Here is a 24358-nt window from a genome sequence, read left to right as displayed (position 1 = left end):
TTCGTCAAAACCAGGAGCTCCTGAATGTTTACCTCGCGTCGTTTGATCATTGTTGCCACCGCCGTAGCCATGCTGTCGGGCTGTGCAACATCCAATCCCTATGACAATCAAGGCCAGGCGCAAAGCTCCGGTGGCATGAGCAAAACAGCCAAGTACGGCGGACTCGGCGCATTGGCCGGTGCAGTAGCAGGTGCCGCCATCGACCACAATCATCGTGGCAAGGGCGCATTGATTGGTGCTGCCGTTGCGGGCGCTGCATCGGCGGGGTATGGCTATTACGCAGACAAGCAGGAAGCAGCATTGCGCGCGAGCATGGCCAATACTGGCGTCGAGGTGCAGCGTCAGGGCGACCAGATCAAACTGATCATGCCGGGTAACATCACGTTCGCAACGGACTCTTCGGCAATCGCCAGCAGCTTCTATTCGCCGCTCAACAACCTGGCGAATTCGCTCAAGCAGTTCAACCAGAACAACATTGAAATCGTCGGTTACACCGACAGCACCGGCAGCCGCCAGCACAACATGGACCTGTCGCAACAGCGCGCACAAAGCGTTGCGACGTACCTGACTTCGCAGGTCGTTGATCAATCGCACCTCTCCGTGCGAGGCGCGGGCCCCGACCAACCGATTGCCAGCAACGCCGATGTCAATGGCCGCGCCCAGAACCGCCGTGTCGAGGTAAACCTCAAGCCGATTCCGGGTCAGCAGTACTGATCAACAACGTTGCGTCGCGGGTTGGTTGAATGCGGGGCAAAGTGGGAGCGAGCTTGCTCGCGAAGGCGATGGCTAAAACGCTAGTTTTGCGGCGGCCTTTATGGCCTTTTCGCGAGCAAGCTCGCTCCCACGAGTCACTATCAATGCTGTGCTGGATACTGCTCATGCAGCCGGTCCAGCAGCCGGTCTTTTTCTTCCCATAGCGCATTGATCCACTGCTGGAATTCCAGGCGGTACTCGCCGTCCTGGTCGTAATTTTTGCCGAGAAACTGCTGCGGGATTTTGATCTCTTCGAAGTGGGCAACCACTTCCCTCACGTTACCGCACAGCAGGTCCCAGTAGCCGGGTTGTCCGCCAGGGTAATGGATGGTCACGTTGATGATCGACTCCAGCTGTTCGCCCATCGCATCGAGCACGAAGGCAATGCCGCCAGCCTTGGGTTTGAGCAAGTGGCGGAAGGGCGAGTTCTGCTGCGCGTGCTTACCGGCGGTGAAGCGCGTGCCTTCTGCGAAGTTGAAAATCCCCACCGGGTTGTGACGAAACTTCGCGCAGGTGCGGCGGGTGGTTTCCAGATCCTTGCCTTTCTTTTCCGGGTGTTTCGCAAGGTACGCCTTGGAGTAACGCTTCATGAACGGAAAACCCAACGCCCACCACGCCAGACCGATGATCGGGACCCAGATCAACTCCTGCTTGAGGAAGAATTTCAACGGACGAATGCGTCGGTTGAGCACGTATTGCAAGACCATGATGTCGACCCAGCTCTGGTGATTGCTGGTGACCAGATACGAGTGTTTGTAATCGAGCCCTTCCAGCCCGCTCAGGTGCCAGCGGGTGTGGCAGAGCAGTTTGATCCAGGCATTGTTGTTGCCTATCCAGGTTTCATGGATGTGGCTCATCAGCCAGTCGGTAAAGCGCTGTGCCGCAGAGAAGGGCAGGCAGATCTTGAGGATCGTGACCGCGAACAGCACCGTGCAACAGACGATGGTGTTCAGCGCCAATAACAGCGATGCGATGACGCCGCGCAACGGGGCAGGCAGGAAATCCATGAAGGAGATGGCTCCGGAAGTTGTCGAAAGCCGCAGATGGGTCTGCGGCATCATGAGTAGGCATCAGGACAGCGTGTCGGCCTGTATCGCCGTCAGTGCGATGGTATAGACGATGTCATCCACCTGTGCGCCACGTGGCAGGTCGTTCACCGGCTTGCGCAGGCCTTGCAGCATCGGGCCAAGGCTTACACAGTCGGCACTGCGTTGCACCGCCTTGTAGGTGGTATTGCCAGTATTGAGGTCCGGGAACACGAACACGTTGGCACGTCCTGCCACCGGGCTGTCCGGGGCCAGCTGTCGGGCGACATGTTCGTTGGCGGCCGCATCATACTGCAGCGGCCCGTCGATCAATAGATCGCGCCGGGTTTCCCGTGCCAGTTGCGTTGCTTCGCGGACCTTCTCCACTTCTTCGCCGCTGGCCGAGTTGCCGCTGGAATAGCTGATCATCGCTACCCGTGGCGAAATGCCGAACGCAGTGGCTGAGTCGGCGCTTTGCAAGGCGATCTCGGACAGCTCGCTGGCACTCGGATGCGGGTTCATGATGCAGTCGCCGTACATCAGCACCTGCTCGGGGAACAGCATGAAAAATACCGAAGACACCAGCGTGCAGCCCGGCGCGGTCTTGATCAGTTGCAGGGCCGGCCGGATGGTGTTGGCGGTGGAGTGAATGACGCCCGATACCAGCCCGTCGACTTCGTCCAGCGCCAGCATTACGGTGCCGATGACCACCGGGTCTTCGAGCTGTTGCTCGGCCATGGGCGCGTTCAGGCTTTTGTTTTTGCGCAGTTCCACCATCGGCGCAACATAGCGCTCGCGAATCAGCTCCGGGTCAAGAATCTCCAGCCCCGGTGGCAGCTCGATACCGTGTGCCTGAGCCACGGCCTGAACTTCCTCGGGTCTGGCCAGTAACACACAGCGCGCGATACCGCGCGCCTGGCAGATGGCCGCCGCCTGAATGGTCAGCGGTTCGTTGCCTTCGGGCAGGACAATACGCTTGTTGGCTGCCTGCGCTCGCTGGATCAGTTGATAGCGAAACACGGCAGGCGACAGGCGCAGCTCGCGGGGTGTTCCGCAGCGCTGGTGCAGCCAGCCGGCGTCCAGATGGCCGGCCACGAAATCGGTGATGTTTTCCGCGCGCTCGCGGTCATCGATGGGGATTTCCTTGTTTAACTGATTGAGCCGGTTTGCCGTGTCATAGGAACCGCTGCTGACCGACAGCACAGGCAGACCGGCCTGGAATGCACCTCGGCACAGTTCCATGATGCGCGGGTCGGGCACGGTATCGCTGGTCAGCAACAGGCCCGCCAGCGGTACGCCATTTATTGCCGCCAGGCTCACTGCCAGAATGATGTCGTCACGGTCGCCCGGCGTCACGACCAGCACGCCCGGCTTGAGCAGTGGAACGGTATTGAGCACCGTTCGGGCACAGATAATGATTCTGGACATGCGCCGCTGATCGTAATCGCCTGCGTTGAGTACCTGCGCGCCTAGCAATTCGGCCACATCACGAGTGCGCGGCGCATTGAGTTCAGCGCGATAGGGAATGCAGCCCAGCAGTCGGAAATCGCCACTGCGCAGCAGTGGAGAGTGCTCTTTCAGGCGAGAGGAGAAGACTTCCATGCTCTCTTCGGTGCGCACCTTGTTGAGTATCACGCCCAGCACCTTCGGGTCCTTGGGGCCACCAAACAGCTGGGCCTGCAATTCGACCCTGCCCGACAGCTCGGCAAGCACTTCGTTTTCCGGGGCAGAGACCAGAATGACGTCAGCATCCAGGCTCTTGGCCAGATGCAGATTGACCCGCGCGGCATAGCTCGCGCTGCGGGTCGGGACCATGCCTTCGACCACCAGCACGTCCTTGCCGACAGCTGCCTGTTGATAAAGATTGATGATCTCTTCGAGCAGTTCATCCAGTTGACCATCGCCGAGCATGCGCTCGACATGCGCCAGCCCCAGAGGCTTGGGCGGCTTCAGGCCGTGGGTGCGGGCCATCAGTTCGGTCGAGCGCTCGGGGCCCAGATCGCCGGGGTGCGGCTGGGCAATCGGTTTGAAAAAACCTACTTTCAAGCCTGCGCGCTCCAGTGTGCGCACCAGGCCCAGGCTGATAGAGGTCAACCCCACGCCGAAGTCAGTGGGGGCGATAAAAAAAGTCTGCATACTGGCTTCTCGATTGAGCAGTGCAAGGGTCGCAGCACATAGGGAACAGCTGCTGACCAAAAAAGTCCGGAAATCGTCTAACGCGATTTCTCTGCGGCAAGACTATCGTTATCTGCGGCGTTAGCACACCAGCCGCAGCGAAAGGCCTGACCTGTCATCTGTTGGCGTTTTATCGGGTCAAGAACCCAGGCTCGCGACTGCCATGGCGGCTGATGGCGCAGGTGCTGAGTGTGGCCGCAGGACAGCACGGCAATCCAGTGCCCTTCTTGATCCTGTTGCAAGTTGATAACAGTTGAACCTTCCATTCTGGGCCGTTTGTCAGAGTTGCGTTCGCTTTCGGGCGATTGCTTGGTTAAACTTGCTCGTTCTTCAATCTTAAGCAAAAGGTCTTGTCCCCATGCCGATCGCCGCCAATAAGGCTGTCTCCATTGACTATACCCTGACCAACGACGCTGGTGAGGTCATCGACAGCTCTGCCGGTGGTGCGCCGCTGGTTTACCTGCAAGGTGCAGGCAACATCATCCCGGGCCTGGAAAAGGCGCTGGAAGGCAAGGACGTCGGTGACGAGCTGAAGGTAGCCGTCGAGCCGGAAGATGCCTATGGTGAATACTCCGCCGAACTGGTCAGTACCCTGAGCGCCAGCATGTTCGAAGGTGTCGACAAACTCGAAGTCGGCATGCAGTTCCACGCATCCGGTCCGGACGGCGGCATGCAGATCGTGACCATCCGCGATCTGGACGGCGATGACGTTACTGTTGACGGCAACCACCCGCTCGCGGGCCAGCGCCTGAACTTCGACGTAAAGGTTGTGGCTATCCGCGATGCCAGTGAAGAAGAAATGGCTCACGGCCATGTTCACGGTGAAGGCGGTCATCAACACTGATTTGTGCTGCTAAGCTCAGGTCACTGAAAAGGCGCCCTGGCTGTTCTGCGATGACGACTTTCGTTACGCGTGCGGTCACGGTGCCTTTTTTCAGGCTGTGGCTTTGGGTTACTTGTTTCAAAAGGGGTTCTCATGAGTGCTTTTCACGACATCAAATTGAAAGCGCTGGGTGGTCAGGAACTGCCGATGGCGGGTTTTAAGAACAAAGTGGTTCTGGTGGTCAACGTCGCGTCCAAATGCGGGCTGACACCGCAATACGCAGCACTTGAAAACCTCTATCAGCAATACAAGGACAAGGGCCTGGAGATTCTCGGGCTGCCGTGCAACCAGTTTGCCGGGCAGGAACCGGGCAGCGAAAAAGAGATCGCCGAATTTTGCGAACTCAATTACGGCGTGACCTTTACGCTGGGTGAAAAACTCGACGTCAATGGCCCTGACCGGCATTCGCTTTATCGCCTGCTGGCTGGCGAAGGCGCCGAGTTTCCCGGGGATATCACCTGGAATTTCGAAAAGTTTCTGGTCGGCAAGAACGGTGGCGTGAGCGCGCGTTTCTCTCCGCGTACTGCACCGGATGATCCCGCAGTGATTCAGGCCATTGAAAAGGCCTTGGCACAAAGCTGATCACCTCGTCGAGGTAGCACCGGGTTAGCGTGTGCTTGCCCGGCTGTCTTGCGCCTTGGCGGCTTTTGCACTCAAATCAGCCAAATCAATAGTACTGGGCCAGCGCTGATGCCCAGCGATATTCTGCGCGCTTGATCCGGCGCTTGTCGCCGTATTGCAATCGACCATTTTTCCGGAGTTTCGCATGTCGGTAGAAGCCTTGTTTACGCCTTTCCGTCTGGGCAGCCTGGAATTGTCGTCGCGGGTGGTGATGGCACCCATGACCCGTTCGTTCTCGCCGGGACATGTACCCAACTCAAAGGTGATCGAGTACTACCGGCGTCGCGCGGCGGCAGGTGTCGGGCTGATTGTCACCGAAGGAACGACGGTCAACCACAAGGCTTCCAACGGCTACCCGAACGTTCCGCAGTTTTTTGGTGATGCGCCACTGGCGGGCTGGCGCAAGGTTGTTGAGGCGGTGCACGCAGAGGGTGGCAAGATCGTCCCGCAACTCTGGCACGTCGGTGCGGTTCGTCGTCCCGGTACCGAGCCGGACGGTAGCGTGCCTGCCTATGGGCCGATGGAGAAGGTCAAGGACGGTCAAGTGCTGGTGCATGGCATGAGCAAACAGGACATTGATGATGTTGTGGCCGCTTTTGCCCAGGCCGCTGTCGATGCCAAGGCGATTGGCATGGACGGTGTCGAAATTCATGGGGCCCACGGTTATCTGATTGATCAGTTCTTCTGGGAGGGCAGCAATCAGCGCAGTGACGAGTACGGTGGCAGCCTGGCCAACCGTTCGCGGTTTGCCATCGAGCTGATCAAGGCAGTGCGCGTCGCGGTAGGGGCGGACTACCCCATCATCTTCCGTTTCTCACAATGGAAACAGCAGGATTACACCGCACGTCTGGTGCAGACGCCCGAGGCGCTGGGCGAATTCCTGCAACCGCTGGCTGACGCCGGAGTGGATATCTTCCATTGCTCTACGCCTCGTTTCTGGGAAGCCGAGTTTGAAGGCTCTGACCTGAACCTCGCAGGCTGGACGCGCAAACTGACCGGTAAACCGACCATTACCGTCGGCAGTGTCGGGCTGGACGGTGAGTTTCTGCAGTTCATGGTCAACACCGATAAGGTCGCACAGCCGGCCAGCCTGGAAAATCTGCTGAAGCGGCTGGGCAACGACGAGTTTGATCTGGTTGCGGTGGGACGTGCCTTGCTGGTCGACCCGGACTGGGCATTGAAAGTGCGTGAGGGGCGCGAGCAGGACATCCTGCCATTCAGTCGAGAGGCACTGACGACACTGGCCTGATCTTATTGGTAGCTGCCTGCCTGGTCTCTTTGGTATTTACAGGTTTTTCGCCCGGGCAGGCCTCACGCAGTTGTCGTTCGAACTGATCGATGATCGCCGTCCAGCCCTGGCGACTGGCGTGTTGACGGGCATTGAGGCGCACCCGGCGCAACGTTTCGCTGTCTTCCAGCAACCAGCGTGCTGCGTCGATGAACGCCGCCTCGTCACCCGGCATGGCCAAGGCCCCATTGTGGCCATGACGAATATGCTGTCCGGCAGCGGCTTCGTCGTAAGCAACCACACCCAGCCCTGAGGCCAGCGCTTCAAGGACCACGTTGCCGAACGTTTCGGTCAGGCTGGGGAACAGAAACATATCTGCCGAGGCATAGTGCATGGCCAGCACTTCACCGCGCTGAGTGCCGCAGAAGATCGCATCCGGGATCTGCTGCTCAAGCTGCTGGCGCTGAGGCCCTTCGCCGACAACAATCAGTTTGATATTACGTTGCGGGTAACTGTCCTTGAGCGTTTCGAAGCTGACTTTGAGCAAGCCCAGGTTTTTCTCGGGTGCCAGGCGGCCGACGTGTATGACGCCGATATCACCTGCTTGCAGGCCCCAGCTTTCGCGCAGAGTCTGCGAACGCCTGGACGGGGTGAACAACTGGCTGTCGACGCCGCGAGACAGCAACTCGATCCTTTCAAAGCCGCGCCGCTCCAGTTCCACCTTCTGGCTGATGCTCGGCACCAGCGTCATGCGCGAGCGGTTGTGGAACCAGCGCAGGTAGTGGGTCAGCAGCCGGGTGATAAAACCCATGCCGTATTGCTGTGTGTACTGTGGAAAGTTGGTGTGAAAGCCACTGATCACCGCTATACCCAGACGCCGCGCTGCCCGTAGCGCCGACAGCCCCAGCGGGCCTTCAGTGGCGATGTACAACACATCCGGTCGACGCCGCTGCCAGCGGCGCAGCAGTTTGTGCATCGAAGACTGACCCCATTGCAACCCTGGATAGCCCGGTATCGGCCAGCCCCGGCACAGCAACAGGTCTTCTGCGGCACCTGCATGGGTCTCGTCATTCTGGCGCGGCCGAACCAGCTCGACCCGATGCCCGCGCAACCGCAACCCTTCACAAAGACGCCCCAGGGTATTGGCAACGCCGTTGATCTCGGGAATGAAGGTTTCAGTAATCAGGGTGACGTTAAGAATTTTGCTCATGAGAGCAGTTTCGGCTGGTTACATTTCGGTTATGTGGCGGTTGTGTGAACTTCAAGTGGCTTCACATCAACCGCCCCGATTCATCTCAATCGGCGATTTTCAGGATCGGCGATTCGCTCCATGGCTGCAGGTTTTGGCAGAAATCTCTGGTCGTCGACCACAGATCTGAGCTGCTCAAGGCTCATGTTTTCCATAAAAAAGGTCGAGCGGGGCTGGATATGTTTGCCTAGAGTGGCAGGTTCGGCCGCTGTAAGGTCTTCGACCCTCTGGCTCAATATCTGAGCAAACCTGCCTGATCGCGATTGCGGGAGTGTTTCAAGACCTGCAGGTCGGTTGGTATTGATGGGTTTGACTGTTGCGGTGTTTACGATGTTTTCCATTGCTCTATGGCTCCTGTTGTCTAGACGCAACAGAGCAAGCGCAATGCCAATATTGATATATTAGTTTGGTCCTACACGCTTGAGCCGAGTGGGCAGGGTGTTAATTTTTTTGGCCTACAGAGACGGCCTACATGAGATTTTTTGAAACGCTGGCAACGTTTGTTCTTTAGCGGCAACCGCTTGCCGACTGTCAGGTAGACGAGTTTGGTCATGGTTGTAAGGCTTGAGGTTTTTGTTTGTAGGAAGCTTCTTTATAGCTATATTTTTTGCAGGGTTTTGATTCGTCTGATAGCATTCGCTCTCTTTTCAAAGGGATATGAAATGTCAGATTTAATATATGCGCCACCGAAAGCCAGCCTGGAAAAAGATGAAACGGACAGTAGAGGTCCGGAATTTTATGTCGTGTCTCTAAAGAAATTCTTCATTCTGTATCTTTTGACATCGGGCTTTTTCGCGATTCACTGGTTTTATCGAAACTGGTCGCTGAACAAGAAATTTTCAGGCAGTAAGGTGTGGCCCGTTGCGCGTGTGATCTTCGCCGTTATTTACGCCTTTCCACTATTTCGCACTGTGGACAAAAGTCTGCGGCGACAGGGGCGTGGTCACATGGCGTACTGGGCGATTAGCGGCCTGGTGTTGCTGGCGTTGACTATTGCGGGGATGGTGCTTTCGCAAGGTGTTTCCGGGAATGTGCAATTCAAACCGGTCGGCGGCTGGCTGGTATGGGCGGTTCTGCTGGCCACTGCGCAAACATTTAATTTAATGCTGGTGCAGTCGAAGATGAATGCCGCGGCGCTTGATCCAGACGGAAGTACCAACTCAAGATTGACATGGGCCAATGGCCTATGGATTCTTGCCGGGTGTGCTATCTGGTTGATGAGTATACCGACCTACCTCTCTGCGTCTGCTGCAGCGTAGATACTACTGACGCCAATTGAAGTGCCGAACAGATCATTCATTACCTATTCGGCACTCTTTCAGGCTTTGTCGTCACTCAGCCAGTCAATCAGAGTAATCAGCCCAGGTCATTGACCAGTTGGCCGATCACTTCACCTACCTTGGCCAGGTCCGGAGCAGCCAGGCGATGTTCGTCGGCATACGAATACGCCACGCTGAACAGACCTGCTGTACGTGGGGAGTAAGACGGAGCGTCTTTCTCGAAAACACGATTGGTTGCTTCGGCGGTCAGGGAGCTGGAACTGATGACCAAACGTTCTTCCGGGTTATTTACGCCGTTGATGTAAACGTTGTCTGGATTGATCGACCATTCGGCCAGTTCACTGACCAGAAACGCACGAATTTTTTCTTCGATTGTGGCGTGTTTAGCGGCAAATGCAGCAGGGTTTACTGGAGTATTCATGATTTAACTTCCTTGTTAAGTTCATGTGTCGCATGTTCGATGGAAGCGGACTTCACATGAACGGGTTGTTTGAGGCTCTATTGAGCCTCAGTTGACAGGGCCTTGTGCGGTAAATATATATAGCGAGTGATTTTTATCAGATAGTCCGGGCCGTATTGCGCGGCCCGGTGATATTTCGGGGTTCAGCCTCGTGCCTGCGTCACCGGCAATGCATCCGCCCCGCGTTCGCGCACCCAGAACAATGTCGCACCGGCCACTGCGGCGGGCATCATCAGCAGGTTGACCACCGGGATCAGCAAGGCGACGTAGACAATGCCGCCGAAGCTCAGGCTTTGCCAGCGCTTGCTTTTCAGCCAGCCGAGCATTTCGTTCCAGCCCAGTTTGTGGTTGTCGGCGGGGTAGTCAATGTACTGGATCGCCATCATCCACACGCCGAACAACAGCCACAGCGGGGCGGCTATTATATTGGCCACAGGGATGAACGACAGAATGAACAGCCCGAGCATGCGCGGCAGCATATAGCCCAGCTTGCGGGCTTCGCGGGCCAGGGTACGTGGCACCATGGCCACCAGTTCGGCCCAGCTGAAATCCGGTGAATCGTCCACGCCACAAACCACGGCTTCGACTTTTTCGGAGAGAAACCCATTAAACGGCGCGGAGATGATGTTGGCGACCACGGTGAAGGTGAAAAACACCATCAGCAGGACCAGCACCACGAACAGCGGCCAGAGGATATAGCTGAGAAAGCTCAGCCAGTGAGGGAGCGTAGGCATGAAGGTGTCGACCCACAGCTCGAACTGGTGCACCGCCAGATAGATCAGGCCGCAGAACAACACCACATTGATGCTCAAGGGCAGCAGGACGAACAATCGCAAACCAGGACTGAGGACCAGTTTCAGTCCCTCTCTGAGGTATTGCGGGCCGGTAAGGGCGGGCGCGGGCATGGCAGTCTCCAGGTGCTTGAAAGGCGTGACCTTACCGGCTTTGTGATAGCCATGAAAGAGTTGATGGCTGTCGGCGCTCAGCACCATTCCCCGAGCCCTGAACGCGCTTGCCGGGGCCGGATGTTCGCGCGAGTACACTGCTGTCGGTCAGTCACCCTATAGAAGTGACCTATGGGGTGGATTGTGAAACGATATTTCCTTAACCTTTGCTACCCCGATAGGCTTGGCACCAATTTCAGGACCTGTCTCAGGAGTCAGAACTTTCAGGATCCGCCGAGTGAATGGCACTTCCCCAAGTGTTTCGGCGGTCCTTTTTTATCCAGCTGTTTCGATTGCGGCTTGAACAGTCGGTCGACAGGAGTGTGTCATGTCAGACGTACGTCATTCCCGAGTGATCATTCTCGGTTCCGGCCCTGCCGGTTACAGCGCTGCGGTTTACGCCGCCCGCGCCAACCTCAAGCCTCTGCTGATCACCGGCATGCAGGCTGGTGGTCAGTTGACCACCACCACTGAAGTCGACAACTGGCCGGGCGACCCCCATGGCCTGACCGGTCCGGCTCTGATGGAGCGTATGCGTGAGCATGCCGAGCGTTTCGAGACTGAAATCGTCTTCGACCACATCAACTCCGTTGATCTGGCCGGCAAGCCGTTCAGCCTTCAGGGCGATAGCGCAACCTACACCTGCGATGCACTGATCATCGCCACCGGTGCCAGCGCCCGTTACCTGGGCCTGCCTTCGGAAGAAGCGTTCATGGGCAAGGGGGTTTCTGCCTGCGCCACATGCGATGGCTTCTTCTACCGCAACCGTGAAGTCGCGGTAGTCGGTGGCGGTAACACGGCGGTGGAAGAAGCGCTGTATCTGGCCAACATCGCCAGCAAGGTGACTCTGGTTCACCGTCGCGAAACCTTTCGCGCCGAGAAGATCCTGATCGACAAGCTGCACGCACGTGTCGCCGAAGGCAAGATCGAGCTCAAGCTCAATGCCACGCTGGACGAGGTATTGGGTGACAACATGGGCGTGACCGGTGCGCGTCTGAAGAAGAATGACGGGACCAGTGACGAGCTGAAAGTCGACGGCGTATTCATCGCCATCGGCCACACGCCGAACACCTCGCTGTTCGAAGGGCAACTGGCTTTGAAAGATGGCTACATGGTTGTGCACGGTGGCCGTGAAGGCAATGCGACTGCTACCAGCGTTGAAGGTGTATTCGCGGCCGGTGATGTGGCTGACCACGTATACCGTCAGGCCATCACCTCGGCTGGTGCAGGCTGCATGGCGGCACTGGACGTCGAGCGTTATCTGGACGGTCTGGCAAACGCCACGTTCTGATTGGCGTCCCTCCAGGCCTCTGCAACCAGGTTCTCGTGCCAATGCGTTGGCACGAGAACCTGTCAGCTCAAGCCTTGCGCTTGAGCGGCTTTCACACCTGCCAGCCCATACTCGATCAGCGCACGGATATTGCCGTGGTCGCTGCCTTCAGGTGTGGCTTGCACCGAGCGGTAGTGCTCGCCAAATGCCAACAGTGCCTCTTCATCGCTCAAACCTTCCAGCAATGCCAGGCCTAGCGTCTTGCAAGACCCTTCGTTTTGCCCGGCAGCATTGTCGACGGCGCCGTTTCTGAACGGCCGAGGCTGATAATCGTAACTTTCTGCGATAAAGGCCAGGGTATCAGCGAACACATGCTCGCCGCTGCGCAGGCTGGTGCGCAGCGAGTTCAGATCAGTCATGTTTGGGTTCCTTGGCGAACGCCGCTTGTTGTTCGGCGTTTGCTTCTTTCTGGTATTGAGCTTTCCACTCGCTGTACGGCATGCCGTAAACCACCTCGCGAGCATCATCGAGGCTGATGTCGATGTGCTTTTCATCGGCGGCGGCCTTGTACCACTTGGACAGGCAGTTACGGCAGAAACCGGACAGGTTCATCAGGTCGATGTTCTGGACATCCTTGCGGCTGTCCAGATGCGCGACCAGGCGACGGAATGCTGCAGCTTCGAGTTCGAGGCGTTCTTGCTCGGTCATGACGGGCTCTTTTCAATAGACGGTTCGCGTCATGATAAGAGTTTCAGCGTTGACCGGCGAGCGTGATCGATACCGATTCGGCAAAGCGCAGCGCATGCGGCTTGTCGACTTCCACTTCTGCGTAGGTCACGGCCTTGTGGCTCATCACCAGGTCCAGCACTTCCTGTGTCAGTCTTTCCAGCAGAGCGAAGCGGTTACCCTCGACATGCTGAATGATGGCCTTGGTGATGGTGCGATAGTTGAGAGCATGCTCGATGTCGTTGTCGCGAACGGCTTCCTGTGCGGCGTAGAGAATAGTCAGATTGATCAGCACATCCTGCTTGTTGACGATTTCGTCTTCGTTGATACCGATATATGTGCGCAGGCGCAGGTCCTTGACCCGGATGCGCGCGGTGCCAGGTTCGAGTCTTGCCATTATTGTCTGCTCCGTCCGATCAATTGCAGAAACTCCATGCGGGTGGTGCTCGAGTCACGGAAGGCCCCCAGCATCACTGAAGTGTTCATGGTCGAATTCTGTTTTTCGACACCGTGCATCATCATGCACATGTGCTTTGCCTCGATGACCACGGCTACACCTGCCGCCCCCGTGACTTGCTGAATGGCATCGGCAATCTGCTTGGTCAGATTTTCCTGAATCTGCAGGCGGCGGGCAAACATGTCCACAATGCGCGCGATCTTCGACAGGCCCAGCACTTTGCCGGTAGGGATATAAGCCACATGCGCCTTGCCTATGAATGGCAACAGGTGGTGCTCGCAGAGTGAATACAGCTCGATATTCTGGACAATGACCATCTCATCATTGTCGGATGCGAACAGGGCGCCATTGACGATTTCGTCGACGCTCTGGGTGTAGCCGTGACACAGATACTGCATCGCTTTGGACGCGCGTTTCGGGGTGTCCAGAAGGCCTTCGCGGTCTGAATCTTCACCAAGGCCGAGCAGAATGTCTCGATAGTGCTGGGGCAGGGACGAACTCATCAGAATGTTCCTCGGGGCGGCTTACTTGACGTGCCGTCCGCCGTTTACGGTCAGTGTTGTGCCGGTGACATAGGTGCTGTCCAGAAGGTAACGCAGGCTCTGGTAGATCACTTCTGCACCAGGCTCTATGCCCAGAGCCGATTTGGCCAGGGCGTTGGCGCGGTAGGCCGCATCGTCCTTGGGTTGAAACATCAACAGCGCCGGTGCTATGCCGTTGACTTTGACAAGAGGGGCGAACCGGGCAGCGAAGGACAGCGTCAGGCTTTCCAGGCCGGCCTTGGTTGCGCAGTAGGCGATGTGCTTGCTGCTGCCCTTGCGGGTCACGTCATCGCTGATATGCACGATGTCAGCGACTTCACTGGCGGTCAGCAACGGCTCACAGTGCAGATTGATCAGGTAGGGTGCCAGCATATGTACGCTGAACATACGCGTGAAGTTATCCGCTTCCTCGCCCGGGGTTTCTGCCAGCCACTCGGATGCATTGTGTACAACGGCACGCAGGCTTGAAGTCTGGGTTTTCAGTAGATCGATGAACGCCATGATCCCGGTTTCGCACGAAAAATCGCCGTAGAGGGCCACCGCTCCGGCCTGGCGCAGTTCCGTCACGCTTGCGTGTTCAGTGCGATAACTGATGATAACCCGATGCCCATGCTCAAGCAGTCGCAAGGCGCAATGCAGGCCTACGCGCTGGCTGGCTCCGGTGATCAGAATCGGTGCAGAAGATAATGTCATCGACAGCTCATGTATCGGTTATCCACAGTGGACGGGGATTGTACGGTCGATTGCTTCTTCCGGTTTACAGGAAAAGTTATACCAGAGAATTTTTTTGTACAACCCTGGGCGGGAGCAAGCCTTTGCAAGGCAGCGTTGCAAGGCACTGCCCAAGGGCATGATGAAGAGGTGAGGTTGTCAGAGGCGGCGAAGACCTGTACCTAAGTGCGGGGGTGTACAGGTCTTTTCGATATTACCGAGGGGATGGCGACTGTGCCGGGCGCGCAGGTGCCGCTGGCGTGCTCTGCAGCCAGGGTGCGAGCAGGCGCGTGGACAGGGGAATGAACAGGTAGACCATCAGCGGGGTAAGCACCGCTGTACTGATCATGATGCGCGGCAACAGGTCCAGATGATTGAGCAGCGGGCCAAGCAAGAAATTGAAGATCAGTGACACGGGAAAAAACGCCAGCCAGATCGCGACAGCCTGTTTCCAGCGTGGCGGGCGCTGATCGATTGCGCCGAACCAGCCATCAATACCACTGACGCGATGTTCCGAGGGTTGCGCGAAAAGACCGCTGCCGCGCACCAGCCAGGAGCGTCGAGAGGCGGAATGCTCCCAGGCGTGCATGGTGTGCTCATCGGTAAAGCGGAAAATGATCTGAAATTCATCATCGCCAGGCGGAGGCGCCAGCACCCCGGAACCCAGATACCCCGGGAAATCCGTGGCCAACTGTTCGCCTTCGTGCAGCCAGGCCATCATTTCATGGTAACGACCCTGTGCCACGCGGCGGGCAACCATCAAGGTGACGGGTGAGGTAGACATTGTGTATCTCCGGTAGAGGCGTGAGATTCCCGGGTAGGGAGGTCACATGCCGCGATCCGGGGTGGTGGGTCGCGACAGCTTCACTTGAAAAGCAAGCAAGGATTATTCCTGAAACGCTGACGGACCGGTAGAGCTTTGCGGTGTTGGCTGATTACTTGTGCAGGGAAGGGTGCTTGCGGCGATGCTCTTGGAGGATGTACTGACGCAAGCGCTCGGCGTCGTCCTTGCCATGCTTGCTGAAGTGATAGGCACCGAAACTGTGTTCGGTCATTCGCTCCAGCTTGCCGCGCATTGGAATAGGGGCCTGACCTGGCGGGTTGAACCAGGCGGAAAAGTTTCTCGGCAGCTTGCCTTCCTTGCGGTACTCAAGCAGCACCCCCTTGAACGACAGCTCGTGAACCCAGAGCGCCGTCAATGCACCCTTTTCGGTCTCAAGCGGGATTGGCTCTTCAAGCACGAGCCGCCAGGGGCGAATCTTCGGGCCTTCCTCGAAAATACTCGGTGCGCCCAGTTCCAGATGCAGCGCATGGAATTCGTCCTCGACCAGATGCAGAGGGAAATTCATCTGCTGGTTTTCGAACTGCGCATGGATCGTGACCTGCTCGTGAGCAGCCAGACGTGTCAGCAGATCCTGAATCTGAACCCCGCCATTGACCAGAAGGCTACGCGTGCTGTCGCGCACGTTCAGCTTCGGATTGCGCTGCATGCTCTGGATAAAATCCAGTTCAGCCTGTGTGAGGAGAGAATCAGGTTGCATTGGCGGAAAGCTCGGTCTGACCGGTTATTGAGAACAAAGACCATTGATTCCGCAAGTTGTTCGGACCGCTCATCATATTTTTCCATTTTAATATTTCAACTTGGCTGTGCTTTTTCCGTGCCGGCCAAAGGCAAAAGGGTCCGTAGAAAATTCAGATGGCATTCTAGGGCATAATGTTTCACTTTTTTTCAGCTGCTGCAGGAATAGCCATGAAAGTTGCCATCGTGTGTGGAACGGTTTACGGATCGGCCGAAGAAGTTGCCAGACACGCCTCTGCACTGTTGCGTGCCGCTGGTCACGAAACACTCGTCAACCCTAGGCTCGCGTTGCCTGATGTGCTGGCTTTCGAGCCTCAGGCCATCCTTGCGGTGACGTCGACCACCGGGATGGGTGAGCTGCCCGACAACCTCATGCCTCTCTATTCAGAGCTTCGTGATCTTTTGCCTGGCCAACTGCGTGGCTTGCCGGGTGGTGTGATCGCATTGGGTGATGCCAGCTACGGCGACACCTTCTGTGCAGGCGGCGAGCAGATGCGTGAATTGTTCGCTGAACTGGGTGTGAATGAAGTGCAGGACATGCTGCGTCTGGACGGAAGTGAAAGCGTAACCCCGGAAACCGACGCCGAGCCTTGGCTGGCAGCGTTCATCAAACACCTGGGCTGAAATCATCCCGCTGCTTTATTGCGCATGATTCAGCACTGCGCGTGTTGATTGTGACTGGCAGGTACCTGGACGACACTCATCGCAACGTTTCCTTTGATCCTGGAGCCTGCGATGAGTGAGTCAGTGCGTTTTGAAGATAAAGTCGTGATTGTGACGGGCGCAGGAGGCGGGCTGGGAAGGGCTCATGCGCTGCTGTTTGCAAAGCACGGCGCGCGAGTAGTGGTCAACGACCTGGGCGGTTCTGCCCATGGCGAAGGGGCCAGCGCTTCTGCTGCTGATCGCGTTGTGGCCGAGATTCGTGAAGCCGGTGGCACCGCTGTGGCCAACCATGACTCGGTGACCGACGGCGGGCGCATAGTGCAACACGCGCTCGATGCCTTCGGTCGCATAGATGTGCTGGTCAACAACGCTGGCATCCTGCGCGACAAGACCTTCGCCAAAATGGAGGACGCCGACTGGGACCTGGTTTACCGCGTCCATGTCGAGGGCGCCTATAAGGTCACACATGCCGCCTGGCCATACCTGCGTGAGCAGAACTACGGGCGGGTGATTTTCACTTCATCGACATCCGGCATCTATGGCAATTTCGGCCAATCCAATTACGCAACCGCCAAGCTCGGGCTTTACGGACTGACTCGCACCCTCGCGCTGGAAGGCCGCAAGCACCGGATTTTCGTCAACGCCATAGCCCCGACCGGGGGCACGCGCATGACCGAGGGGCTTATTCCTGCCAACGTATTCGAGCTGCTCAAACCTGAACTGATCAGCCCGTTGGTGGTGTATCTGGGCAGCGAACAGTGTCAGGACAGTGGCGATCTGTTTGAAGTGGGCGGCGGCTGGATCGGCAAGGTCCGTTGGGAGCGCAGTCAGGGAGCATGCTTCGACCCCCAGGCGGGCTTCAGCCCGGAGGACGTTGCTGCACAATGGCAGACGATTGGTGATTTCGATCAAGCCGCGCACCCCGCCGACAATATCGAGGCGTTGAAAGAAATGATGGCCAATCTGCAAAAATACGCTAATTAAGCAGGTTCTGAGATATGCGGCGGCTTTGGAAAAGAAGTCTCTGTTTGGTGCACGACTTTATAACTGGTTAATTATTTATCGGAATTTTTACCGTGTTCTGTAAGAACTGTCTTTTGGCTTTGTAGGTTTGGTATGGATTTCTGTACAACTATTCATTAAGCAGCTTTTACTCCGATATGAAGTTTGAACACATTCATATAGGGAGTATCACGTGGGAAGAACAATGTGGGGTGACCTGCCACCGGTCACTGTTGCTGCGCCGCCTGAAAGACTCAAGCTCAAGAAGGCCGCAGCGCAGGTCAGTCAGGTGTTGCAGGAGGTCGGTGAGAATGCCGTTGCGCTCAACTCGCTGGCGATGGAAAAACGCAAGATGAAGCCACTGTTCAAGGGTTTCAACCCCGAACAGATTACGCCCAAGGATCTCAACAGGGCAGGAATGATCTTGTACAAGTTCGGGATGATCGACAATCATACGGCCGAACTCATGAGTCGAGCGGGCGATGAGTTCGACAAGAAAGGCAAGCTGGTCGACCCGAGCAAGGAAATCAATGCGCTGGAGTTCTTTGCCAATCGGATCATTGAAATGAAAGAAAAGGCAATGAGCGGAGACCCGTACGCCAAAGTGTTATTGCCTGATTACATTCGAACGATTCATATCATGCAGAATCTTCAAACGTTTGCCGAGTCTGGCGACAGTCACGAGATGCGCAAGATCAAGGATATGGAAAACAAGGGGCTGGTCAAAAAAACACCAAACGCCAAAGCGTGAGGGTGTCTTGATACTAAAACGTCCGGCAATAAAAAAGGCCGCTGCATGGATAGCCACGCAGCGGCCAAACAAAACGCAGGATCAAGGGAGCTTGCAAATCCACGTCGATTTAACGGGCGCAGGTTACCCGCCATCACTGTTCTGAAAAATCCCCGTACAGGATATGCAGCATTACCCGACAGGTAACAATTCGCGGGGAGTGTGCCAGTGGCTCAATGAACGCTGTGGTTCGCTGGCAACCGACTCAGGCGCTCGGCAAGCTCGATTCGTTGCAGTGGGTCTTCGCTGAGCAACAGCGCGCGTTCCAGGTCGAAACGTTCGGCCTGCGGGCATTCAAGGAGTTGATACAGGCTGGCACGGGCCAGGTGATCTCCGCTGGTTGCCTGACCCAGCTCGACGATGCGGTCGGCATCTTTGAGCGCAGCGAGAAAATCATCGTTGATCTGATGCAGATGCCGCAGGTTACGCGATAATCGCTGCAGCATGCTGGTGGGTGTGGCGCGTGTCATGTGTTCGGCGCGCAATTGCATGGTCGGGCCGAATTGCCGGATCAACAGCTCGCGGCAGTCTCTGGGGTAAAGCCTGCGCCCGCTGCAGGGGTCGAGCAAATGATCGGCACCTGGCACACGCAGCAGAAAGTGGCCTGGAAAGTTCACGCCCTCCAGCGCAATCTCCAGCCGCCGTGCTATCTCCAGCGCGATCAGTGCCAGCCCCAATGGCTGGCCGCGACGCTGCTGCACAACCTTGTGCAGCAGCGCCGAGTCGGGTTTGGGCGGGTTCCAGTCATCTTGCTGAAAACCCAGTGCATTGAGTTGTCGCAAAAGCAGTTGCGCGAGTTCGGGGGCAGGCAGGACCGGCAGCGCAGCGTCGATCTGGCGCTGTAACTGGTCCATGTCACTGATCACCGCATGCCGGGCAAAGTGTGCGTCATGCTCGCTCGACACCCATAGCGCTGCTTCAAACACCGAGGGCGGTGTCTGTTGCAGGCAGGCCAGGCAATGCTGACGTGGAGTCATCGACCGCTCCGTGCAACTGAAAATCCAGTAGGAAGACTCTTTGTAGCCCCGCGCGGGAATTTCGTCCAGCGCCAGTTGTTTCTACTTGTTCAGGGCTTTTATCAAGTCGGGCGTCACATAGTGCGGACCGTCGAACAGGTACAGCGGATAGCCATCGAAAGCCGCTATTTGCGGTTTCAGTTCGGCAGCCGTCGCCGGTCGGAAACCTCCACCCACTTGCGGGCGAAACGCTTCGACGATGATTCTGACGCGATTTTTGCCCAGCCGTTTACGTAACGCGTCTGCGTAGGTTCGGGCAACCGGAGCGGTGCGCGCATAGACACCCACACCGTCCTGAAAGAACACGCCGATATCGTCCGGCAGCCAGGTTTTCAGCCAGTCCGCAGTGGCGGCGGGGCCGATGTTGGCACCATCGTAGACGCTGATCCATAACGGCCTGGGCAGCTTCGCCAGCAGCGCGGGTAATTCCTTGGCACGACTCCAGCTGGGGTCGACCTCGGCCGGGAAATACCAGCCAGTGACATTAAGCGGCGTTTTCACTTTGGCCAGCTGTGCCGAAAGCACCGCCAACTGTTCGATATTGTCCCGTGAGCGGTTTTCGCTGAAGTACCCCGCCAGCCCGAGAATCACCTCCTGCGCCCAAGGCTCCTTGGCGATCCGCGCCCAGTCCGGCAGCACCGGCACGTTGGTCATCTGAGTACCTGGTATGAACGACTGGTCATCGACCGCCGTCCACTGCACGAGCAATTGCCGTGCGCCGAGTTTGTCCCAGTTGCCGCTTATGCCCACCGTTGCGTTATCCGGTTGCCAGACGATGCCGACAATTCCCGGCCCGCTGGGCTGTATCAGTTGATACAGCTCGCTGGAGGCGAGGGTCAGCGCACCTACCAGGGCGGCTGCCAGCGAGGTCTTGATCAATATTGTCTGTCGTAGCAGTGCGGCCAAAGCCTTCAAACATTACTCCCTGATGGATGACTCGCGATTGTCACCACGAGAATGTCATACGTGCGAACACGCCTTGTGCGCGGTCGTCGCCAAAGACTTTCTCGCGGTATTGCACCGAGAAGTCGACATACGACTGTGGCGCCTTGTACGTGTCCTCGCGAAACCAGTAGCGTACGCCGGTACCAACACCCAGCCCGCCAGCGTTACCGGATGACGTACTGCTGCGGCCCAGGCTGTCGACTTCGCTACGCATCTTTGAATCGTAGTCCACTGCGGCGACCACATGTGGAAACACCACCAGCCTGGGGCTGATGCTGTCCAGACGAAAGCTGCGTCCGACCTGCCATTCACTGTTGAAATAGTTGCGCTTGTCCTGCAAATAACGCCCACCTTCCGCATACAGCTGCGAGGTCCACCAACTGGGCACGTCGACACGCAAGTCAGTGCCGATGCTGGAGCCGTAGCCCAGACGTACCAGCCAGTCGCCATCGGCGTTGGAATTACCCAACGGAAAGGTGCGCTCAAAGGCACCGATGACGTTGACTGAGCTGAACGGCTTGACCCTGATCCCCAGCGCTCCCTGCAATGCATCCGCGCCGGTGTCGGAGTCGCCGTCCTTGCTCCACAACGTGTCGGTCACGCGCCCGTAAAGTTCGACGAAGCGTGCATTGCGGTAGCCCAATGGGCGCCAGAACACTTCGGTGCTGTTCTGCACACTGTCAGTGTTGCTGCTCGGTGCGCTGTTCAGGCCGCTGCCGCTGCTGGTGCTGGCACCGCGATACGTCGTGGTGTTGGTCAAACCCCATTCACGGGACAGGTCGGAGACGGCGCGTCGGGTATCGAACACCTGTTGCGCCGGCATCTGCAAATCACCGGCCTTTTGATAATCGAGCACGCGTTTGAAGTAGGCGATGGCCTGTGCATCGTCCGGTGTACGCATGGCGCTGTAGGCTGCGTCCTGAACTTCACGCGGCTTGAGTCCGGAGCTGCGGTCGACCCGTTTGAACTCGTCCAGCGCGCCACGATCGTCGCCCGCCTGGCTGAGGAAATAGGCAATCTGCACTTCATCGCCGGGTTGCAGTTCGCCCGCATCGCGAGCTTTCTGCAGACGTTGCAGTGCCTTACTCGGCTGGCCCATCGCTGCGTACAAGGAAGCTTGCTCGCGCAGGGGCAGATTACCCACGGCGAGTGCCTGAGCGAAGTCCTGACGCGCACCGTCCTGATCGCCCAGGCGTTGACGCATTTGTCCGCGCTGGACGAGCAGGGTGGCGTCGTTGCCATTGAGCGCCAGTGCTTCGGTAGCCGCAGAGCGCGCTTCGGCATATTGCCCCTGGGCAATCAGGGCGCTGACCAGCAGCTTTCGGTAAGCCATCTGTTTCGGAAAACTGCGAACAGCCTCCCGCGCCTCGCTGACAGCGGTGTCGTTATCTCCGCGTGCCAGTGCCTTATAACCCGAGGCTGCCTTATCGACTGCTGCCTGTTCCTGAATCGCTGCCAGCTGTGCTTCGTCCAGACGCTGCTGACGTTGCAGCGCCTCGATCAGCATCATGCGGTAATCAAGATTTTTCGGTGCCTGTGCGATGGCCTTGCGCGCATGGTTTGCCGAGCCGTCGTAGTCGCGATTGGCATACGCACGCAGCGCCTGATTGCCCTCCAGATAGCCCGGTTTTGGGCGAGCCTTGGGGAAGCGCTGAGGGTGATCTCGTCGGTATTTGTCGCGTTCGGCCAGGGCAATCAGATCGCGCAACTGATCGGCATCCGCACGCTGACGCAACGCTTCGCGCGCCTTGGCGATGGCCAGGTCGTAGTCCTTGCGGTTGTAGGCCATGTAGGCTTCGTTGGCGATGGCATAGGCGGGTCCGGTCAACGGCAGGGGCAGTGTTTCCGCCTGGCTGAGCGGTGCAACAAGACCCAGGCCGCTCACCAGCAGCGACAGGATGAAGGGGCGCTTCATAGTGGCTGCTCCGTTTGATCGTCAGATCGGTAATGGTTGTGCTGACGTGCCACAGCCTGTTCGATGGTTTCTCTGGACAGCACGCCGATGTCGACCAGGTAATCGCCGATCCGGCCATGCACATGCGGGCGGTAGCCGAGCATGGCTTTCTGGAACACTTCGCGGTCCAGCAGGCCTTGCTCGATCAGCAGATCGCCGAGCAGTGGCGCTCTGGCTGGAAGCGGCTGACCCTCGACCACCTGAAGCTGACGCAATTGCGCGACGATGTCGCTTTCACGGGCAATCAACTGCACCGGCTCGGCACCCAGTTGCTCGGTAATCTGTTGCAGACCGTCAGGCGGCAGCGGGCTGGCCACGGCAATTTCCTGGCGACCCAGCGCATTCATTTGCAACGGCACGACACGCCAGCGCAGGCAGAACTCATCGGCCAGCACATCGTTTGTCGCACGTTTGCCGGCAATGTCGAATACCCGTGGCAGGTCGTTCTGAAAAGCGATGGCCTCAGCCAGGGTTTCATCGTCGAGCCAGCCGTGGCTAAGCAAAATCCTGCCCAGCGGCAGCTGACGGGTCTGTTGTTCAGCCAGTGCGGTCTGCAGTTTTTCGTCGTTGATGGCCTGCCATGAGATCAGCACGCTGCCCAGACGACGTGGCGCGACGGCGACCAGATCGGTAGACGGAAAGTCATGCATGGTCTTGTCCCAGACCAGCTTGCGGTTGAGCACTTTGCCCACCAGAAACATGCGCCAGGCGCGTGCCGCAGCCATGAAGTTGACGAAGTTGCCCACCACCATGCGCGGTATGGACAACAAGCCATGCTGCCAGCCGTACAGAACAGTGGTGAAGTAGCAGCGGTGCAGAATTCGCCACAGCAATGCGATGCCGTTGGCCACCAGCAGGTACTGAATGAGGCCACTGGTTTCAAACGGTGTCGGAAAACTGGTGTTCCACAGGCCGCTGGAGCGCAGAACTATCAACGCCAGCAACTGAATCAGAATCGCATAAGCCAGGATACTGACGAACGAAGTCACTACGCCCTTGCGGTCCCGAAACAGCAGGTAACGGTTGGCCAGCGACCCGGTCCAGCCCATTTGCTCCCAGCCCTGCAGGCCGATGCCCAGAGTCCAGCGTGCTTTCTGGCGAAAGGCGGTACGGAAGGTGTCCGGGAAAAATTCACGCACACACAGCGGCATTTCCAGCATCGACTCATACGGCTTGCGGAACCACGATTTGCGCAACACCCGAAATTGCACAGGGAAGCGCACAAAGATCGCCTGCATGCCGTATTTCGCCAGCCGAGCGCCTACATCGTAGTCTTCGGTCAGGCTTTCGGTATTGAAGGGCTGGTTCTGGTTTTCATCGGCCAGCACCATCAGTGCACGTCGCGAGAAACAGGTGCCGACGCCCGCCGAAGGCACGGTGTCAGTCATGCTTTCGCGTACCACCAGATCCTTGCCGTGCCATTCGGCAAACTCGTCCATGTAGGTGCCGGCCACCCATTCGTACCAGTTGCGTTCCAGCGACACGACCGGTAACTGGATCATGTCCTTGCGTGGCAGCAGGTAATTGAACAGGCGCAGTTCAAGCGGGTGCAGTACATCTTCGCTGTCGTGCAGGATGGTCCCGGCAAACTGTACAGCGTGGGTTTTCTCATACAGAAAAATCGCCTGTATGACCCAGTTCAGGCAGTCGGCCTTGCAGGTCGGGCCGGCGTGCGGCACCTCCACGCGGTGCAATTGCTTGTAACGACGACGCATGCGCTCCACTTCATCGATGGTGCGCTGGTCGTTGATGTAGGTGCCGACGAACACTACGTAGTTCTGGTAATCGAGCGTCGACACCATGTTTTCGATCATCGGCGCGATGACGTCGTATTCCAGCCAGGCCGGGACCATGATCGCCAGCGGCTGCTCGTCGCGGGCAATCAACTGCTCGGCAGTCAGTGGCCGGTAGCGACGTTCGGCGGTGAACTTGCGGTACAGCCGCCTGGCCCAGTACCAGATATCGATGAACAGGTCATCGATACTCGATACCAGGATAATCAGCCCGACAACGATCGTCGCGACTTCCAGCACGCTGTAGTAATGGGCCAGCCAGTAAGGCCAATAGAGCGACGTCATTGCGGCG

General features: G+C 57.6%; 27 protein-coding genes. 9 read left to right on the top strand and 18 right to left on the bottom strand.

Annotated features, from left to right (window positions below; genetic code table 11):
• Positions 1–24 precede the first annotated feature (24 nt).
• Positions 25–714 (top strand): YiaD family glycine zipper/OmpA-like lipoprotein, encoded by a 690-nt coding sequence (locus tag AC4ANE_RS22680; RefSeq protein ID WP_002552201.1) that lies wholly within the window; start codon positions 25–27, stop codon positions 712–714.
• 140 nt (positions 715–854) lie between these two features.
• Here the strand turns inward: AC4ANE_RS22680 and yihG are convergent, their stop codons facing one another.
• From yihG to AC4ANE_RS22665, 3 genes are all read right to left on the bottom strand, one after another.
• Entirely contained in the window at positions 855–1760 is a 906-nt protein-coding gene (yihG, locus tag AC4ANE_RS22675) for a 1-acylglycerol-3-phosphate O-acyltransferase, YihG family (RefSeq protein WP_002552202.1), read from the bottom strand.
• A 63-nt stretch (positions 1761–1823) separates the two neighbouring features.
• Positions 1824–3914 (bottom strand): phosphate acetyltransferase, encoded by a 2091-nt coding sequence (gene pta / locus AC4ANE_RS22670; RefSeq protein ID WP_002552203.1) that lies wholly within the window; start codon positions 3912–3914, stop codon positions 1824–1826.
• Between the two features lie 77 nt (positions 3915–3991).
• Positions 3992–4297, bottom strand: a complete 306-nt coding sequence (locus AC4ANE_RS22665) for a DUF3565 domain-containing protein (protein WP_005733216.1) — start codon at positions 4295–4297, stop codon at positions 3992–3994.
• Between the two features lie 14 nt (positions 4298–4311).
• Here AC4ANE_RS22665 and AC4ANE_RS22660 point away from each other — a divergent pair, with 14 nt between their 5' ends.
• From AC4ANE_RS22660 to AC4ANE_RS22650, 3 genes are all read left to right on the top strand, one after another.
• Positions 4312–4797: an FKBP-type peptidyl-prolyl cis-trans isomerase gene (locus AC4ANE_RS22660; RefSeq protein WP_002552205.1), complete on the top strand. Its 486-nt coding sequence runs from the start codon at positions 4312–4314 to the stop codon at positions 4795–4797.
• Between the two features lie 132 nt (positions 4798–4929).
• Complete coding sequence (locus tag AC4ANE_RS22655; protein ID WP_002552206.1) at positions 4930–5418, top strand: glutathione peroxidase; 489 nt, start codon at positions 4930–4932, stop codon at positions 5416–5418.
• Between the two features lie 184 nt (positions 5419–5602).
• Positions 5603–6706 carry an NADH:flavin oxidoreductase gene (locus tag AC4ANE_RS22650; protein ID WP_031595172.1) on the top strand — a complete coding sequence of 368 codons (1104 nt, stop codon included), beginning with the start codon at positions 5603–5605 and terminating at the stop codon, positions 6704–6706.
• Here the strand turns inward: AC4ANE_RS22650 and AC4ANE_RS22645 are convergent.
• Complete coding sequence (locus AC4ANE_RS22645) at positions 6675–7895, bottom strand: glycosyltransferase family 4 protein (protein WP_002552207.1); 1221 nt, start codon at positions 7893–7895, stop codon at positions 6675–6677. The two genes, AC4ANE_RS22650 and AC4ANE_RS22645, sit on opposite strands and share 32 nt — an antisense overlap.
• 80 nt (positions 7896–7975) lie before the next feature.
• A complete protein-coding gene (locus AC4ANE_RS22640) occupies positions 7976–8275 on the bottom strand; it encodes a hypothetical protein (protein ID WP_031595170.1) in 300 nt (99 codons plus the stop codon).
• A 321-nt stretch (positions 8276–8596) separates the two neighbouring features.
• Here AC4ANE_RS22640 and AC4ANE_RS22635 point away from each other — a divergent pair, with 321 nt between their 5' ends.
• Positions 8597–9193 (top strand): hypothetical protein, encoded by a 597-nt coding sequence (locus tag AC4ANE_RS22635; protein ID WP_002552208.1) that lies wholly within the window; start codon positions 8597–8599, stop codon positions 9191–9193.
• A 97-nt stretch (positions 9194–9290) separates the two neighbouring features.
• Here the strand turns inward: AC4ANE_RS22635 and AC4ANE_RS22630 are convergent, their stop codons facing one another.
• Together AC4ANE_RS22630 and cysZ are read right to left on the bottom strand one after the other, a co-directional pair.
• Positions 9291–9635 carry a hypothetical protein gene (locus AC4ANE_RS22630; protein ID WP_002552209.1) on the bottom strand — a complete coding sequence of 115 codons (345 nt, stop codon included), beginning with the start codon at positions 9633–9635 and terminating at the stop codon, positions 9291–9293.
• Between the two features lie 182 nt (positions 9636–9817).
• The gene (gene cysZ, locus AC4ANE_RS22625) at positions 9818–10579 is read right to left on the bottom strand and encodes a sulfate transporter CysZ (RefSeq protein WP_460408532.1); all 762 of its coding nucleotides are present in this window, start codon (positions 10577–10579) and stop codon (positions 9818–9820) included.
• A gap of 367 nt (positions 10580–10946) precedes the next feature.
• Here cysZ and trxB point away from each other — a divergent pair, with 367 nt between their 5' ends.
• The gene (gene trxB, locus AC4ANE_RS22620) at positions 10947–11909 is read left to right on the top strand and encodes a thioredoxin-disulfide reductase (RefSeq protein ID WP_002552211.1); all 963 of its coding nucleotides are present in this window, start codon (positions 10947–10949) and stop codon (positions 11907–11909) included.
• A 62-nt stretch (positions 11910–11971) separates the two neighbouring features.
• Here the strand turns inward: trxB and AC4ANE_RS22615 are convergent, their stop codons facing one another.
• The 7 genes from AC4ANE_RS22615 to AC4ANE_RS22585 all read right to left on the bottom strand — a co-directional run bounded on the left by AC4ANE_RS22615 (position 11972) and on the right by AC4ANE_RS22585 (position 15865).
• Positions 11972–12307, bottom strand: a complete 336-nt coding sequence (locus AC4ANE_RS22615; RefSeq protein WP_002552212.1) for a HopJ type III effector protein — start codon at positions 12305–12307, stop codon at positions 11972–11974.
• Complete coding sequence (locus tag AC4ANE_RS22610; protein ID WP_002552213.1) at positions 12300–12596, bottom strand: DUF1244 domain-containing protein; 297 nt, start codon at positions 12594–12596, stop codon at positions 12300–12302. Before AC4ANE_RS22610 ends, AC4ANE_RS22615 begins: the two co-directional genes overlap by 8 nt.
• A gap of 43 nt (positions 12597–12639) precedes the next feature.
• Positions 12640–13011, bottom strand: coding sequence for a dihydroneopterin triphosphate 2'-epimerase (folX, locus tag AC4ANE_RS22605; protein WP_002552214.1), 372 nt, complete (start codon positions 13009–13011; stop codon positions 12640–12642).
• Positions 13011–13574, bottom strand: coding sequence for a GTP cyclohydrolase I FolE (gene folE, locus AC4ANE_RS22600; RefSeq protein WP_031595168.1), 564 nt, complete (start codon positions 13572–13574; stop codon positions 13011–13013). Before folE ends, folX begins: the two co-directional genes overlap by 1 nt.
• A 21-nt stretch (positions 13575–13595) precedes the next feature.
• Complete coding sequence (gene folM, locus AC4ANE_RS22595; RefSeq protein ID WP_002552216.1) at positions 13596–14306, bottom strand: dihydromonapterin reductase; 711 nt, start codon at positions 14304–14306, stop codon at positions 13596–13598.
• 232 nt (positions 14307–14538) lie between these two features.
• Complete coding sequence (locus tag AC4ANE_RS22590) at positions 14539–15108, bottom strand: putative antibiotic biosynthesis monooxygenase (protein ID WP_002552217.1); 570 nt, start codon at positions 15106–15108, stop codon at positions 14539–14541.
• 151 nt (positions 15109–15259) lie between these two features.
• Positions 15260–15865 (bottom strand): hypothetical protein, encoded by a 606-nt coding sequence (locus AC4ANE_RS22585; RefSeq protein ID WP_002552218.1) that lies wholly within the window; start codon positions 15863–15865, stop codon positions 15260–15262.
• Positions 15866–16074: 209 nt separating this feature from the next.
• Here AC4ANE_RS22585 and AC4ANE_RS22580 point away from each other — a divergent pair, with 209 nt between their 5' ends.
• The 3 genes from AC4ANE_RS22580 to AC4ANE_RS22570 all read left to right on the top strand — a co-directional run bounded on the left by AC4ANE_RS22580 (position 16075) and on the right by AC4ANE_RS22570 (position 18319).
• Positions 16075–16527 (top strand): flavodoxin, encoded by a 453-nt coding sequence (locus AC4ANE_RS22580; protein ID WP_002552219.1) that lies wholly within the window; start codon positions 16075–16077, stop codon positions 16525–16527.
• 111 nt (positions 16528–16638) lie between these two features.
• The gene (locus tag AC4ANE_RS22575; protein ID WP_005733204.1) at positions 16639–17550 is read left to right on the top strand and encodes an SDR family oxidoreductase; all 912 of its coding nucleotides are present in this window, start codon (positions 16639–16641) and stop codon (positions 17548–17550) included.
• Positions 17551–17773: 223 nt separating this feature from the next.
• Positions 17774–18319 carry a hypothetical protein gene (locus AC4ANE_RS22570; RefSeq protein WP_002552220.1) on the top strand — a complete coding sequence of 182 codons (546 nt, stop codon included), beginning with the start codon at positions 17774–17776 and terminating at the stop codon, positions 18317–18319.
• A 212-nt stretch (positions 18320–18531) separates the two neighbouring features.
• Here AC4ANE_RS22570 and AC4ANE_RS22565 read toward each other — a convergent pair whose 3' ends face one another.
• From AC4ANE_RS22565 to AC4ANE_RS22550, 4 genes are all read right to left on the bottom strand, one after another.
• Positions 18532–19335, bottom strand: coding sequence for a SirB1 family protein (locus AC4ANE_RS22565; protein ID WP_002552221.1), 804 nt, complete (start codon positions 19333–19335; stop codon positions 18532–18534).
• 81 nt (positions 19336–19416) lie between these two features.
• Positions 19417–20289, bottom strand: a complete 873-nt coding sequence (locus tag AC4ANE_RS22560; protein WP_002552222.1) for an alpha-amylase family protein — start codon at positions 20287–20289, stop codon at positions 19417–19419.
• 31 nt (positions 20290–20320) lie between these two features.
• Positions 20321–22234: a bacteriophage N4 adsorption protein A gene (locus AC4ANE_RS22555; protein ID WP_002552223.1), complete on the bottom strand. Its 1914-nt coding sequence runs from the start codon at positions 22232–22234 to the stop codon at positions 20321–20323.
• Complete coding sequence (locus AC4ANE_RS22550; RefSeq protein WP_002552224.1) at positions 22231–24351, bottom strand: glycosyl transferase family protein; 2121 nt, start codon at positions 24349–24351, stop codon at positions 22231–22233. The genes AC4ANE_RS22555 and AC4ANE_RS22550 overlap by 4 nt, the downstream gene beginning before the upstream one ends.
• Between the last annotated feature and the right edge of the window lie 7 nt (positions 24352–24358).

This window comes from Pseudomonas sp. Pme6b (genome assembly GCF_058129925.1).
This window is presented reverse-complemented; position numbering and strand designations above follow the sequence as displayed.